Source organism: Arcobacter caeni, assembly GCF_003063245.1.
Classification (GTDB): Bacteria; Campylobacterota; Campylobacteria; order Campylobacterales; family Arcobacteraceae; genus Aliarcobacter; species Aliarcobacter caeni.
The window spans coordinates 1-15,590 of record NZ_MUXE01000014.1 but is presented as its reverse complement, the minus strand read 5'-3'; the positions used below and the strand labels follow the sequence as shown (position 1 = coordinate 15,590).

Annotated in this window: 14 protein-coding genes and 2 tRNA genes; 9 read left to right on the top strand and 7 right to left on the bottom strand. The window is 28.1% G+C overall.

All coding sequences use genetic code 11. The annotated features are described in order from the left end of the window. Positions 1 to 4: 4 nt before the first annotated feature. The 8 genes from B0174_RS09395 to B0174_RS09360 are packed head-to-tail and all read left to right on the top strand — an operon-like array spanning position 5 to position 8,520. The gene (locus B0174_RS09395) at positions 5 to 1,234 is read left to right on the top strand and encodes a glycosyltransferase family 4 protein (protein WP_108560027.1); all 1,230 of its coding nucleotides are present in this window, start codon (positions 5 to 7) and stop codon (positions 1,232 to 1,234) included. Then, positions 1,227 to 1,820: an undecaprenyl phosphate N,N'-diacetylbacillosamine 1-phosphate transferase gene (gene pglC, locus B0174_RS09390; protein WP_108560025.1), complete on the top strand. Its 594-nt coding sequence runs from the start codon at positions 1,227 to 1,229 to the stop codon at positions 1,818 to 1,820. Before B0174_RS09395 ends, pglC begins: the two co-directional genes overlap by 8 nt. Further along, the gene (locus B0174_RS09385) at positions 1,820 to 2,416 is read left to right on the top strand and encodes an acetyltransferase (RefSeq protein WP_108560023.1); all 597 of its coding nucleotides are present in this window, start codon (positions 1,820 to 1,822) and stop codon (positions 2,414 to 2,416) included. The genes pglC and B0174_RS09385 overlap by 1 nt, the downstream gene beginning before the upstream one ends. Further along, a complete protein-coding gene (gene pglE, locus B0174_RS09380) occupies positions 2,409 to 3,512 on the top strand; it encodes a UDP-N-acetylbacillosamine transaminase (RefSeq protein WP_108560021.1) in 1,104 nt (367 codons plus the stop codon). Before B0174_RS09385 ends, pglE begins: the two co-directional genes overlap by 8 nt. Then, the gene (locus B0174_RS09375; RefSeq protein ID WP_108560019.1) at positions 3,512 to 5,257 is read left to right on the top strand and encodes a polysaccharide biosynthesis protein; all 1,746 of its coding nucleotides are present in this window, start codon (positions 3,512 to 3,514) and stop codon (positions 5,255 to 5,257) included. The genes pglE and B0174_RS09375 overlap by 1 nt, the downstream gene beginning before the upstream one ends. A 3-nt stretch (positions 5,258 to 5,260) precedes the next feature. After that, on the top strand, positions 5,261 to 6,295 hold the full coding sequence (gene galE, locus B0174_RS09370; protein ID WP_108560017.1) for a UDP-glucose 4-epimerase GalE: 1,035 nt from the start codon (positions 5,261 to 5,263) through the stop codon (positions 6,293 to 6,295). Positions 6,296 to 6,298: 3 nt separating this feature from the next. Continuing rightward, positions 6,299 to 7,471, top strand: a complete 1,173-nt coding sequence (locus B0174_RS09365; protein WP_108560014.1) for a nucleotide sugar dehydrogenase — start codon at positions 6,299 to 6,301, stop codon at positions 7,469 to 7,471. Further along, the gene (locus tag B0174_RS09360; RefSeq protein WP_108560012.1) at positions 7,468 to 8,520 is read left to right on the top strand and encodes an NAD-dependent epimerase; all 1,053 of its coding nucleotides are present in this window, start codon (positions 7,468 to 7,470) and stop codon (positions 8,518 to 8,520) included. The genes B0174_RS09365 and B0174_RS09360 overlap by 4 nt, the downstream gene beginning before the upstream one ends. Positions 8,521 to 8,539: 19 nt before the next feature. Here B0174_RS09360 and B0174_RS09355 read toward each other — a convergent pair whose 3' ends face one another. The 3 genes from B0174_RS09355 to B0174_RS09345 all read right to left on the bottom strand — a co-directional run bounded on the left by B0174_RS09355 (position 8,540) and on the right by B0174_RS09345 (position 10,743). Further along, entirely contained in the window at positions 8,540 to 10,372 is a 1,833-nt protein-coding gene (locus B0174_RS09355) for a methyl-accepting chemotaxis protein (protein WP_108560010.1), read from the bottom strand. A gap of 200 nt (positions 10,373 to 10,572) precedes the next feature. After that, positions 10,573 to 10,649 (bottom strand) — tRNA-Thr (locus B0174_RS09350). A 17-nt stretch (positions 10,650 to 10,666) separates the two neighbouring features. Continuing rightward, positions 10,667 to 10,743: transfer RNA gene (locus tag B0174_RS09345), tRNA-Met, on the bottom strand. A 154-nt stretch (positions 10,744 to 10,897) separates the two neighbouring features. Between B0174_RS09345 and B0174_RS09340 the strand changes: the two genes are divergently transcribed. Further along, positions 10,898 to 11,929, top strand: a complete 1,032-nt coding sequence (locus B0174_RS09340; protein WP_108560008.1) for a bifunctional 3,4-dihydroxy-2-butanone 4-phosphate synthase/GTP cyclohydrolase II — start codon at positions 10,898 to 10,900, stop codon at positions 11,927 to 11,929. An 18-nt stretch (positions 11,930 to 11,947) separates the two neighbouring features. Here the strand turns inward: B0174_RS09340 and B0174_RS09335 are convergent, their stop codons facing one another. The 4 genes from B0174_RS09335 to B0174_RS09320 all read right to left on the bottom strand — a co-directional run bounded on the left by B0174_RS09335 (position 11,948) and on the right by B0174_RS09320 (position 15,580). Then, the gene (locus tag B0174_RS09335) at positions 11,948 to 12,442 is read right to left on the bottom strand and encodes a hypothetical protein (protein ID WP_108560006.1); all 495 of its coding nucleotides are present in this window, start codon (positions 12,440 to 12,442) and stop codon (positions 11,948 to 11,950) included. Positions 12,443 to 12,525: 83 nt separating this feature from the next. After that, positions 12,526 to 14,106, bottom strand: coding sequence for a phosphoenolpyruvate carboxykinase (ATP) (gene pckA, locus B0174_RS09330; protein WP_108560003.1), 1,581 nt, complete (start codon positions 14,104 to 14,106; stop codon positions 12,526 to 12,528). Positions 14,107 to 14,132: 26 nt separating this feature from the next. Then, a complete protein-coding gene (locus B0174_RS09325; protein ID WP_108560001.1) occupies positions 14,133 to 15,452 on the bottom strand; it encodes a sodium ion-translocating decarboxylase subunit beta in 1,320 nt (439 codons plus the stop codon). A 17-nt stretch (positions 15,453 to 15,469) separates the two neighbouring features. Then, positions 15,470 to 15,580, bottom strand: a complete 111-nt coding sequence (locus tag B0174_RS09320; protein ID WP_265734944.1) for a biotin/lipoyl-containing protein — start codon at positions 15,578 to 15,580, stop codon at positions 15,470 to 15,472. Positions 15,581 to 15,590: the final 10 nt, after the last annotated feature.

Here is a 15,590-nt window from a genome sequence, read left to right as displayed (position 1 = left end):
GTCTATGAATATATTATGTATTTCAAAATATGCTAGTCCTCCAAACTACAGTAAAATGCCGGCAAGGTTATTTATACTTGCAAAAGAGTTTATAAAGTTAGGACATAAAACAACTTTGATTACTTCTGATTCAAATCATTTTGCAATATTTCCAGATACAAATATAATACATAACTTTGAAATAGTAGGAGAAGTTCCTTTATGCTGGATAAAAACTAAAAAATATACTAAAACAGCATCATTGAATAGAATATTAAGCTGGTTTGATTTTGAAAGAAAGCTTTTTAAATTAGATTTAAAAAAGATTGATAAACCTGATGTTGTTATCGTGTCTTCTTTATCTATTTTTACTATCATATATGGATACTTTTTAAAGAAGAAATATAATTCTTTTTTGGTATTTGAAATAAGAGATATTTGGCCACTTACTATGACTGAAGAAGGAGGCTTTTCAAAATGGCATCCATTAGTTTTACTAATAGGTTTTATTGAAAAATTCGGATATAAAAATTCAGATTTAGTTGTGGGAACTATGCCGAAATTAGATTTACATATAAAAAATATTTTGGGGTATGAAAAAGCATTTCATTGTTCTCCTTTGGGATTTAACCCAGATAGCTACACAGAAGAATTAGGAGATAACAATAATCCGTTTGATAACCTTTTCCCGAAAAATAAAATAATAGTTGGTTATGCAGGAAGTATGGGGATTACAAATGAATTAGAACCATTTATAGAAACTATTAAACTTTTACAAGACAATATAAATATTCATTTTATGCTTGTAGGTAGTGGTGATTTAAGAGTAAAGTTTGAAAAAGAACTTGAAAACTACTCAAATGTATTGTTTTTGCCAAGAATTGCACAAGATGAAGTGAAATATTTTTTAGAAAAATGTGATATTTTATATCTATCTACCAAAGATTCAAACGTTTGGGAATACGGACAATCTATGAATAAAGTGGTTGAATATATGTTAGCTTCTAAACCTATTATTGCATCATACACAGGATATCCATCAATGATAAATGAATCAAATTGTGGTCAATTCGTAAAAACTTCAAAAATAGAAGATTTAAAAAAAGCTATTTTAGAAATTGTAAATTTAAGTATTGAAGATAGAAATAAATTAGGTGGAAATGGAAAAAAATGGATACATGAAAATAGGCAATATTCTAAACTAGCACAAGAGTATATTTATAAGATAATTGAATTAAGGAATAAAAATGCTTAAAATATTGTTTGATAAAATATTGGCACTAATTTTAATCATACTCTTTTCACCAATATATATAATAGTAAGTTTTCTTATATATATAAAAATGGGAAACCCATTACTTTTTAGACAAAAACGACCAGGATATAAAGAAAAGATATTTGGTATATATAAGTTTCGAACTATGACAAATGAGTCTGATAAAGATGGAAATCTACTTCCCGATGAGCAAAGACTTGTAGGTATTGGAAAGTTTATTAGAAGCACAAGTTTAGATGAACTTCCACAACTTTTTAATGTATTAAAGGGAGAAATGAGTTTTGTAGGACCAAGACCACTTCTTATTGAATATCTGGATTTATATGGCGATAAACAAAAGAAAAGACATGATGTAAAACCTGGTATTACAGGATGGGCACAAGTAAATGGTAGAAATGCAATATCATGGGAACAAAAGTTTGAGTATGATGTTTGGTATGTAGAGAATCAATCTTTTTTACTTGATATAAAGATTCTTTGGATGACATTTTTAAAAGTAATAAAAAGAAGTGATATTAGTTCAAGTTCAAGTGCAACTATGGAAAAATTTACAGGAAGTAAATAGTGAAAAGTATATATATTTATGGTGCTAGTGGTCATGGATTAGTTGTTGCCGATATTGCAAAACTATGTGGATATGAAAAAATTATATTTGTAGATGATGGAAAAAATATCTATCCATCTTTTGAAGATATAAAAGAAAACAATCATATTCCTATAGCTTTTGGAGTTGGAAATAATACTATTAGATCAAAGCTTTTTGAAAAAGCTAAAAATTGTGATTTTAAAATAGTTACTTTGATTCACCCAAATAGCGTAATATCTTCTAGTGTAAGTATAGGAGAAGGAACTGTAGTTATGCCAAATGTAGCAATAAACGCAAATGCTATTATTGGAAATGCAGTTATATTAAATACATCTAGTATAATTGAACATGAATGTAAAATAGACGATTATGTACACATATCACCAAATGTTGCACTAGGTGGTGCTGTAAAAGTAGGAAAATATACACATATAGGAATAGGTTCTAATATTATACAGTGTATAATTATAGGAGAAAATGTGATTGTAGGGGCAGGTTCTACAGTTGTAAGAAATGTAAGTGATTTTAAAAAAGCATATGGAAATCCATGTAAAGTAAAGGATATAAATGAATAAAAGAATATTTTTAAGTGCACCACATATGAGTGGAAATGAATTAAAGTACATAGAAAAAGTGTTTGAAAGCAATTATATAGCGCCACTTGGTGAATATGTAAATAAGTTTGAAGATAGCATAAAAGATTATACATCTTGCGAAAATGCACTTGCAGTTACAAGTGGAACTGCTGCAATACATTTAGCTCTTAGAGTTCTTGGGATTGGAGCAGGTGATGATGTATTAGCATCTACTTTTACATTTATTGGTTCTGTAAATGCTATTTTATACCAAGGTGCGAATCCTGTATTTATAGATAGTGATAAAGAATCTTGGAATTTATCTCCAATACTTTTAAATAAATACTTATGTGAGTGTGAGAAAAAACCAAAAGCATTAGTAATAACACATCTTTATGGACAGTGTGCAGAAATAGAAAAAATTGTAGATATTTGTAGGCTTCACGGCGTGTATCTTATAGAAGATGCTGCTGAGTCTTTGGGTGCAATATACAAAGGTAAGCACACAGGTACATTTGGAGATTTTGGGATATATAGTTTTAATGGAAACAAAATTCTTACAACTTCAGGTGGTGGAATGTTAGTTTCATCAAATAAAGATTGGATTGAAAAAGCAAAGTTTTATAGCACTCAAGCTAAAGAGCCATTTATTCACTATGAGCATTTAGAGTATGGATATAACTATAGAATGTCAAATGTACTTGCTGCAATTGGTGTAGGACAAATGGAAGTTATAGAAGATAGAGTTCTTAAAAAAAGAGAAATTTTTGAGTGGTATAAAGAGTTTCTATCAGATATTGAAGAGATAACTTTTATGCCAGAACTTGAAAATAGTAGAGGAAATAGATGGCTTACAGCGCTTACATTTGAAAAAGCTGATTATAATAAAGTAATGAAAGCATTAGAAGAGGTAAATGTAGAATCAAGACCATTATGGAAACCAATGCATATGCAAAAACTATTTGAAAATTCGAAATCATATTTAGATGGTACAAGTGAAGAACTCTTTAAAAAAGGTCTTTGTGTAGCAAGTAGTACAACAATGACAAAAGATGATGTAAAAATGATATGTGAAGTGATTAAAAAGGTTTTATAATGAACTATTTAAGAGACAAAAGATTTTTAGGAATTGTTGCTATTTTAGTAATATCTTTTTTATCTTTGCTTATAGTAACGCATTTGTTGTTAAAAGAATTTTCAATTATAATTCTTGGAGTTATTGTTTTAACAAGAGTAATATCTTCTTTTATATTTTTTGATGATTATAAGCTTTCTTGGTCAAAAGCCTCTACAAAAACAGGACTTATGAAGATAATATTAGCAATTATAAGTTTTGCTGTTTATGCTCCTGTTTTATATTTTGTATTTGATATTCGTTTTAATATTTTATTTATAGAGATGATATTTTATTCATTTATTATAAATATTTTGGTTTATGTATATAAGTATTATCATACTGTTGGACTTCAAAATAAAACTAAAAAACTTGTTATTTATGGAGCTGGAAAAGCTGGGCTTCAACTTCAAAGAGAGTTTTTAAATACAGAATATAAAATTATATGTTTTATAGATGATGATGAGATTTTACAACATAGAAGTATAGATGGAATATCAATATATTCAAGTGAAAAATATCATACTTATTATGATAAAGATAAGTTTGATTTACTTGTTATTGCAATGCCATCAGCTTCAAAAGAGCAAATAAAAATAGTTTATGAAAATATGCAAGACAACTTTAGTTCTATTAAAATTCTTCCATCTATTCAAAATATTTTAAGAAAAGAAGAGTTCACAAAACAACTAAAAGATATATCAGTTGAAGATTTACTTGCAAGGCACCCAAAAGATTTAGATAAAAAACAAATAGAAAATTTTATAAAAAATAAAGTTGTATTAATTACAGGAGCAGGTGGAAGTATAGGAAGTGAGATTTCTAGACAATGTAATCTTTTTGGAGCAAAACAGTTAATACTTTTAGATCATAGTGAATTTAATTTATATCAAATAACAGAAGAATTAAAAGATGCAAATATAGTTTCAGTTATGCAAACAGTTAGAAAAATAGATTTTTTAGAAAGAACTTTTGCTAAATATAAACCTCAAATAGTTATTCATGCCGCTGCATATAAACATGTTCCACTTGTAGAAGAAAATATTTTAGAAGGTATTTCAAACAATATTATAGGTACAAAAAACTGCATAGATTTAGCAATAAAATATGAAGTTGAAAAATTTGTATTAATCTCAACTGATAAAGCAGTTCGTCCTACAAATGTAATGGGAACAACAAAAAGAATTTGTGAATTATATGCTCAAAATGTAAAATCAAATAAAACAGAAATAGTATCAGTACGATTTGGAAATGTTTTAGGAAGTAGTGGAAGTGTTATTCCAAAATTTAAAGCTCAAATAGAAGCTGGAAAAAATATCACAGTAACTCATCCTGATATTACAAGATATTTTATGTTAATACCAGAAGCTTGTGAGCTTGTATTACAAGCTGGAAGTCTTGGAAAAGGTGGAGAGATATTTATCCTTGATATGGGTGAACCTATAAAAATAGTAGATTTAGCTAAAAAAATGATAGCTTTAAGTGGAAAAGAAAATATTACCGTAGAGTTTTGTGGGTTAAGATGTGGTGAAAAACTATATGAAGAACTGCTAATAGATGAAGCAGATGCAAAAACACAATATGAATCTATCACAGTTGCAAGTAAGACTTTATTTGATATAGATGAATTAAATATCAAAATAGAAGAGTTGTTAGTATGTGAAGATAAAATCTTGAAACTAAAAGAAATAGTACCAGAGTTTGAGCATAAATTAAATAAGGATTAAATTTTGAATATCTTAATTACAGGTGGAGCTGGATATATAGGCTCACATACTCTTATATCTTTAGCTGAGGCTAAATATAAATTTGTAGTATTTGATAACTTATCAAATTCTTCAAAAAAAAGTATAAAAAGAGTTGAGAAAATTATACAAAAACCTATATATTTTGAAGAGGGAGATATAAGAGATAAAAAAGCTTTAAATAAAGTTTTTGAAAAATATAAAATAAATTCTGTTATACACTTTGCTGGACTCAAAGCTGTTGGTGAGTCTGTAAAAAATCCACTTGAATACTATGATAATAATATAGTAGGAACTCTAAAACTTCTTGAAGTTATGAAAAAAAATAACTGTAAAAAAATAGTATTTAGCTCATCAGCAACTGTTTATAATGAAGTTGATGCACAAAACTATATACCATTAAAAGAAAATTTTCCAACAGGTGCAACAACAAACCCTTATGGAAGGACAAAATACTTTATAGAAGAAATTTTAAAAGATTTATACATAAGTGATCCAGAATTTCAAATAGCAATTTTAAGATATTTCAATCCAGTAGGTGCTCATGAAAGTGGTACAATAGGTGAAGATCCAAATGGAATACCAAATAATCTAATGCCATATATTTCTCAAACAGCAGTAGGGAAAAGAGAATATTTAAGTGTATTTGGAGGAGATTATCCAACACCTGATGGAACAGGAGTGCGTGATTATATTCATGTAGTTGATTTAGCAAATGCACATGTAAAAGCGTTAGATTATTTAAATAACCAAACTACAAATCCACTAATAGTTAATATAGGAACAGGAATAGGTTACTCAGTTCTTGATATGGTAAAAGCTTTTGAAAAAGCTAGTGGTAAACAAGTGCCATATCAAATAGGACAAAGACGACAAGGAGATATATCTACATGTTATTCAGACTCAAGTTTTGCAAAAGAAGTTTTAAACTGGGAAGCTAAAAAAACTATAGATGATATGTGCATAGATAGCTGGAAATGGCAAAAGAAGAACCCAAATGGATACAGTAAAAAGAAATAAGATATGAAAATAGCAATAGCAGGAACAGGGTATGTAGGACTATCAAATGGATTGTTACTTTCTTTACACAATGAAGTAATAGCTCTTGATATAATTCCTGAAAAAGTGGAAATGATAAATAACAAAAAATCACCAATAGAAGATAAAGAAATACAAGAGTATCTTTTAAGAGATGATTTAAATTTTAAAGCAACATTAGATAAAAATGAAGCTTATAAAGATGCAGATTTTATAATTATTGCAACTCCAACTGATTATGATCCTGTAACAAACTATTTTAATACAAAAACTATTGAGTATGTAATATCAGATGTTTTAAGTATAAATCCAAATGCTGTAATGGTAATAAAATCTACAATTCCAGTAGGTTATACAAAAAGTTTAAGAGAAAAATTTAATACGCAAAATATTATATTTTCTCCAGAGTTTTTACGAGAAGGAAAAGCGCTATTTGACAATCTTCATCCAAGTAGAATAATAGTAGGAGAAAAGTCAGAACGAGCAAAAATTTTTGCAAATTTATTAGCTCAAGGTGCTATTAAAAAAGATATTTCCATACTTTTTACAGATAGTACAGAAGCAGAAGCTGTAAAACTATTTTCAAATACATACCTAGCTATGAGAGTTGCATATTTTAATGAACTTGATTCTTATGCACAAACGCATGATTTAGATACTCAACAAATTATAGAAGGTGTTGGTTTAGATCCGCGAATTGGAAGTCATTATAATAACCCATCTTTTGGATATGGTGGATACTGTTTACCAAAAGATACAAAACAACTTTTAGCAAACTACTCAAAAGTTCCAAGTAATCTAATTGAAGCAATAATCAAATCAAATAGTACAAGAAAAGATTTTATAGCTGATAGTATTATTGCAAAAAAACCAAGAATAGTTGGTATTTATAGACTTATTATGAAAGAAGGAAGTGATAACTTTAGAAGTTCGGCAATACAAGGAATAATGAAAAGAATTAAATCAAAAGGGATAGAAGTTGTAGTATATGAACCTGTACTAAAAGAAGATGAATTTTTTAATTCAAGAGTAATCAAAGATTTAAAAGAATTTAAAAAAATTTCAGATGTTATAGTAGCAAATAGAGTATCTCAAGATTTAAAAGATGTACTAGAAAAAATATATACTCGTGATATATTTAATAGTGATAGTAGATGAAAATACTAGTAACAGGAACAGCAGGATTTATAGCTTATCACCTAGCACTTAAACTTCTCAAAAGAGGTGATACAGTAATAGGACTTGATAATATAAATGACTATTATAATGTAAATTTAAAATACGCAAGATTAAATAAATTGGGTATTGATAAAAATGAATTAGAAGATAATAAATTAATAAATTCTAAAACTTACTCAAATCACAAATTTATAAAAATAGATTTGGCAGATACAAACTCTATATATAATCTTTTTAAAAATGAAAATTTTGATGCAGTTTGTAACCTTGCCGCACAAGCAGGAGTACGATATTCTATAGAAAATCCCCATGCCTATATAGATTCAAATATAAAAGGATTTATGAATATCCTAGAAGCTTGTAGGCATAATAATGTATCAAATCTATCTTATGCTTCCAGTTCTTCTGTATATGGATTAAATAAATCACAACCTTTTAAAATATCTGATCATACAGATCATCCCGTATCACTTTATGCTGCTACTAAAAAATCAAATGAAATGATGGCACATACATATAGTCATCTTTATAATATCTCTACAACAGGATTAAGATTTTTTACTGTTTATGGACCTTATGGACGTCCTGATATGGCTCCAATGCTTTTTGCAGATGCAATATTAAATGATAGAGATATAAAAGTATTTAATCATGGAAATATGAGTAGAGATTTTACTTATATAGCTGATATTGTAGATGGTATTATAAAAGTAATAGATAATCCAGCAAAAGCAAATAAAAACTTTGATGCATCAAATCCAAATCCATCAATTTCTTCTGCACCATATAGAATATATAATATTGGAAATAATGCACCTGTTAGTTTAATGGAATTCATAGAAACACTAGAAAAATCAATTGGAATAAAAGCTAAGAAAAACTTCCTTTCTATGCAAGATGGTGATGTAGTATCAACTTATGCCGATACTAGTGATTTAATTAATGATTTTGAATACAAACCAAATACTAAACTCTCCAGTGGAATTGAGCAGTTTCTTATTTGGTATAGAGAATTTTACAAAAAATAAAAGGGAGTGTTTAAAATTCTTATTTTTTAATAGATTTCCCCTTGACATCATCTTTTCCATTAAATTCATTAGCATCAGAATTTGTTACGATTAATTTTGCAATTTTATCAGTTACAATTGCTACATCATGTGTTTGAGATGCTATCATTGCATTTTGTTGAGTTTGTTGATCAAGTGCATTTACTGCATCATTGATTTGTTCAATACCTAAAAGTTGCTCTTTTGAAGCTCCTTCTACATCTTTGATTAATCCTATTGTTAAAGAAATATTTTCATTAAGTTTTTCATAACCTTCAATCATATTTCCAGCAATAGTTTTTCCATGATTAGCTTTTGAAGTGGCATTTTCAACTAAATTTTTTATCTCTTTTGCTGCTTCTGCACTTCTTGAAGCTAGATTTCTAACTTCTTGAGCAACAACTGCAAACCCTTTTCCTGCTTCTCCAGCTGTTGCTGCTTCAACTGCTGCATTTAAGCTTAGAATATTAGTTTGAAATGCAATTTGGTCAATAATACTAATGGCTTCATTAATAGATTGTACTTGTTCATTAATTTCATCCATAGAAATATTAGTTTGTTTAGCAAGTTTTTCACCTTCTTGTACTGATGAAGTTACATTATTTGAGTAGTTTGCCATTTTTGCAATATTATCTGTTGTTTGTCTAATATTACTTGTAACTTCTTCTAACGCAGCGGCTGTTTCTTCTAAAGAAGTTGCAGCTGAATTTGAACTTCCATTTAGTTTATTAACATTATTTAATAAAATATTAGAACTTTCACCCAAAGTTAATCCATTTGATTTATTTTCAATAAGCATATTAGTAATAGATTGTTGTAAATTATTAATACCATCAACTAATCGTTCAAATACTCCAGCTTTTTCATCATTTGGTTTTAATTTTAGAGTTGGAATATAATTGTGTTTAGTGTATTGTTCAAGTACTTCATCTACTTCTATAAATCTATCTCTTGTACTTTTTATCATTTCATTAACATTGTTTTTAAATTCTTCCAAAGAAGTATTGTGTGTTGATTTTTCTATAAATTGGCTGTACCAACCATTATTAACCCGTTGCATAACTAATTTAGCATCTTCAATTAAAGCATTATCTTCATTTATAACTTTTTCAACTTGTCTGATATTTTCATTAACCATTTTTGACATATCACCAAATTCATCTAAAGCGGTATCATTCAAAAATATAACTTCATTTGCTTCTTTATTTAAATATTTAAAGAAAGAAGAAAGACCTAGTTTAAAATCATTAATAGATGTAACAATTAGATTTGAAAAAAAGATAGAGATTGCAATAAAAATAATAATCGAACAAATCATTAAAATAATTAAAATTTGATTAAAAGTTGAATATGCATCATCTCTTAATTTTGATACACTATCTTTAACTTGAAATAATTTTACTTCAGTATCTTCACCTAATTTAACCATATGCGTCATAAGCTCTTTTAGTTTTATACTATCTTCTTTTTGTAAAGAATAGATATTAAAATTCTCTAAATAATCTTTTAAGTTTTGGTTTACATTATCAAGCAACTTAATATTTTCAGGAATATATAATCTTTTTTGTAATGTTATAACATCTTCTTGAAGCTTTACAAATAGCTTTTCGATATTTCCTTTTTCATTCTCTGTTGGTGACATTAAAAACTTATAAGCAGCAAAACGAGTCTTTAACACTGCATCAGAAAGATTTTGTGTTTGTTCAGAAATACTATTTCTTGTATTTGCTAATTTATTAAAATGCAAATAGAAAAAAGAGACTACTATGACAATCACGATAAATAATATTGGAAATACCAACAATTTTTTCTTCGTATTTATACGACTAAACATTTTTTTCCTTATTTTGTAGAAAAAAGATAATAAAAAAACTATTACTTTTATTAATTCTATTATAATAGATAAATAACTTTTTTGATGTAAGTCAAGAAAATAATAAAAGAATTTACTTTAAAAGATGATTTTGGTAACAAAATTAGTAGTATTTATAATTGAAAATTTTTTTTGAAGATTTGATAGCTTATAAATTTAAGTGGAGCTGGTGAAGGGAGTCGAACCCCCGACCTGCTGATTACAAATCAGCTGCTCTAGCCAACTGAGCTACACCAGCACTTAAAAATATTGATTTGGTTGCGGAAACAGGATTTGAACCTGTGACCTTCGGGTTATGAGCCCGACGAGCTACCTAGCTGCTCTATTCCGCGATTTTTTATCAAAAAATAGTAATTATTACTATAAGGTGATTAAGTGGTGGAATTATAGTTAAATAAATCCCCATTGTCAAGCCTTTTTTAGATTATTCTTTGGATTTTTTGATATAATAAATGAATAAAAAACAATTAATTATAAAGAAGAACTATGAATGCAATACAAAGAGTACAAGAAGCTATAAAAGAGATTCAAAAAGGTAATATGGTAATAATGTTAGATGATGAAGATAGGGAAAATGAGGGTGATTTAGTTTATGCAGCACCTTTAAGTAGTCCTGAAAAAGTTAATTTTATGGCTACTCATGCAAAGGGTTTGATTTGTGTATCTGTTACTAAAGAAACAGCGAATAGATTACAATTAAATCCTATGGTTAGCTCAAATACTTCTTCTTATGAAACTGCATTTACTGTTTCTGTTGATGCAGCAGATGCGAGTACAGGAATTAGTGCAAAAGAGAGAGATGATACAATTAAAATACTTTCAAATCCAATTTCAAATGCTTTAGAATTAGTAAGACCAGGACATATATTTCCATTAATTGCAAAAGATGGTGGAGTATTGGTACGAACAGGTCATACAGAGGGAAGTATAGATTTATGTAAATTAGCAGGTCTAAATGGTGAAGCTGTTATTTGTGAAATCATGAAAGAAGATGGAACAATGGCAAGACGAGATGATTTAGATATATTTGCTTCTAAACATAATATGAAACAAATATATATTTCTGATTTAGTTGAGTATAGATTATCTCATGAAAAATTAGTTGAAGAAATTTCAAATGTAAATAAAAAGTTTTTTTCTACAGATGTAATTCAAAAAGAGTTTAAAGATCATTTAGGAAATATTCATACAGCAATAATTTTTGGTGAGATAACAGAAATCACTCCTATAAAATTCCATACAATAACTTCAGATATTAATCTTTTTTTAAATGATGAGAAATTACATTCAATGCTAAAAACTATAAATTTTTTACAAGCAAAAGGTGGAGTGTTAATATTTTTAAGTGATGAAATGAGAAATAAAGAATCACAAAAAGATTATGGAATAGGGGCTCAAATTTTAAATTGTTTAAATATAAAACAAATTAAACTAATGACTAGCGGAGGAAAACATTCTTTCGTAGGATTACAAGGATTTGGACTTAAAATAGCTGAAGAGATTCAAATAGAGTGTTAAAACACTCTATTAAATAAATTAATAAATACCTGCAGCAGATTTTATTAATTCTAAAGTTTTTTGAGGAATAATTAAATTTTGAGACAATTTTACTTCATTTTCTTTATAATACTTTGATTCTAAAACAGCATTTATTTTATCTTCAAATTTTTGTATTACAGTTTCTTGAGTATCTTTATCTTCAATATCTAAAAATTGTCTAGGTTCTTGATTTGTAATTCTAGCCATTCTATAATTAAATACATAGGCATTATCGAACTCTTCATTAAATACTTTACATATAGTTTTATATACATTATCTAATTCAGTTTCGTATCTTTTATAAATGATTCCCGCAGAATCATTTAAAGCTTTAGTAAAATTATCATAATTAACAAATAAGTCTTTTAAAACTTCATTTTCAATAGTATCATTACTTATATCAAATTTCTTTGATAATATATGATTACAGCAGTAGTATACAACTTCTTCTTGATTTCTTTTTATATCTTCTAAAAACATAGATAGTTTCATGATTTTCTCCTATTTTTATATATTAGAAAAAGGAGTGAAAAGTCACTCCTTTAACAACAATACTTTTATAGAAAAATTATATCTTATAAAGATGGTCCTGCAGCTGTGAAATCAAATTCACTTTCTAAAGTTAAGTATTTTTTAAAGTTCTTGATATACATTGAAGCTAATTTTCTTTTTGTTTCATCATAAGATTCTTTATCTTTCCATGTATTTCTTGGATTTAATACTTCCGTATCAACACCTTTTAGTGTTTTTGGAATTTTTAAATTAAATACTGGTAAAAGTTCAAATTCTGATTCATTTATTGAACCATCTAAAATTGCATTAATACAAGCTCTTGTATTTTTAATACTCATTCTTGAACCAGTACCATACGCACCACCAGTCCAACCTGTATTTACTAAATAAACATTTACTTTATGTTGGTCGATTTTTCTACCTAATAATTCAGCATAAACAGTAGGATTTAAAGGTAAAAAAGCTTCTCCAAAACAAGAAGAGAATGTAGCAACAGGTTCAGTTATTCCTCTTTCTGTTCCTGCAACTTTTGCTGTATAACCACTTAAAAAGTAATACATCGCTTGTTGCTTATCTAGTTTTGCAACAGGAGGTAATACTCCAAATGCATCTGCACATAAGAAAATAATATTAGTTGGATGATTTCCTCTCATATCAGGTGTATGATTTGGAATATGTTCTAAAGGATAAGAAACTCTTGTATTTTCTGTTTTTGAGCCATCTGTATAATCAACAACTCCATTAGCATCAGAAATAACATTTTCTAAAATAGCACCTTTTTTGATAGCTTCAAAAATTTCAGGTTCGCTATTTTTATCTAAATTTATAACTTTAGCATAACAACCACCCTCAAAATTAAAAATACCTTTATCATCCCAACCATGTTCATCATCACCAATTAAAGCTCTTTTAGGATCTGTTGAAAGTGTAGTTTTTCCTGTTCCTGAAAGACCGAAGAATAGTGCAGTATCACCATCTTTTCCAATATTTGCAGAACAATGCATAGCAAGTTTACCTTCTAATGGAAGCCAGTAATTCATCATAGAGAATACACCTTTTTTCATCTCTCCTGCATACCATGTTCCACCAATTATAGCTACATTATCTTCTATATTAAAAATAACATAAACTTCTGAGTGTAGACCATGACTTGCATATGCCATATCAACAGTTTTACAAGAATTATAAATAGTAAAATCTGGTTTAAAGTTGTCTAATTCTTCTTGAGTTTTTGGAAGAATAAACATATTTTGAATAAAATGCGCTTGCCAAGCAACTTCTGTTATAAATCTAACAGATTTTCTTGAATCTAACGATGCACCACAGTATACATCTGTTACATAAATATCTTTGTTACTTAATTGTTTTTTAGAATTTTTTAATAGGTCTTCATAAACTTCTTTTGAAACTTTATGATTTATATCTCCCCAAGCTATATATTTATTAGATGGATCTTGATTTACAAAAAACTTATCTTTAGGACTTCTTCCTGTGAAAATACCAGTATCAATCATTAAAGCACCAGTAGAAGATACTTTTGCACCTTCTTTTTCTACAGCATCATTTATTAATGTGTCAATATTCACATTTCTTTTAATAATTCCAACATTTTCTAAACCTAATGAGTCTTTAATTTCAGACATAATTTAACTTTCCTACTTGTTAATTTTTATTTAAATATCGATAAAAGGACACCAGCTGCAACTGCTGAACCAATAACACCAGCTACATTAGGACCCATCGCATGCATTAATAAAATGTTCGATTTGTCATAAAGTTGACCTTCTTTACTTACAACCCTTGCGGCCATTGGAACTGCTGAAACACCAGCTGCTCCAATTAGGGGATTAATCTGATTATCTTTTGAACTAACTAAATTCATGATTTTTGCCATTATAACTCCTCCAGCAGTTCCTGCTGAAAATGCTAATAAACCAATTACCATTATCCCTAATGTTTCTGTAACTAAAAATTGTTCAGATGCTAATTTTGAACCTACACCTAATCCTAAAAATATTGTTACAATATTAATTAATGAATTTTGCATTGTATCAGAAAGTCTATCAACAACTCCTGATTCCCTTGCAAAATTTCCAAAACATAAAGCTCCAATAAGTGGTGCAGCATCTGGTAATATTAAAATTGTTAATGTTAAAACAACTAATGGAAATACAATTTTTTCCAATTTAGATACTTTTCTACTTACTGGCATTTTAATTCTTCTTTCAGAATCGCTAGTTAATGCTCTCATAATTGGTGGTTGAATTAATGGTACTAATGCCATATACGAATATGCAGCAACAGCAATAGCACCTAGTAATTCAGGGGCTAATTTTGAAGCAACAAAAATAGAAGTTGGTCCATCTGCTCCTCCAATGATAGAAATGGCTGCTGATTGTTCTAGAGTAAAATTAATTCCAGGTACATATGTAGACAATAGCACAGCACCTACAAGTGAACCAAATATTGCAAATTGAGCTGCACCACCAAGTAATGCAGTTTTTGGATTAGCTAATAATGGACCAAAATCTGTCATTGCTCCAACACCCATAAATATTAATAAAGGAAAAAATTGATTAGTAATTCCCATACTATAAATAATTCCCAACATTCCATCAGGTCCTGCCATATTTGCGATTGGAATATTTGCCAATAAACCACCAAATCCTATTGGAATTAATAATAATGGTTCAAATCCTTTTTTTATTGCTAAATAAAACAATAAAAAACAGATTAAAATCATAATAATTCTTCCAGCTCCTTGTGCAAAAAGAGTCATATCTTTACCATGAGAATCTTTCACACCTTCTTTAGGTTGAAATAATGCTTTTATACCAGTTGTTGCATAAAAAGACTCTACTAATTCACCCATAGTTTTTGAATGATAAGGTTGTTTTTCTGTTTGTTGTACCAAAACATCATTTGCAAGAATATTTGATGTGAAAAGTGTACACAAAAGGAAAATGGTTACTAATATATTTTTTTTCATTAATACCTTTCTTAACACTAACCAATAATGGCTAATGTTTCTCCTTCTTCAACAGAATCAGTAGTATTAACTAAGATTTTAGATACAACTCCTGAAACTGGAGATGTTATATCTATTTCCATTTTCATAGCTTCTAAT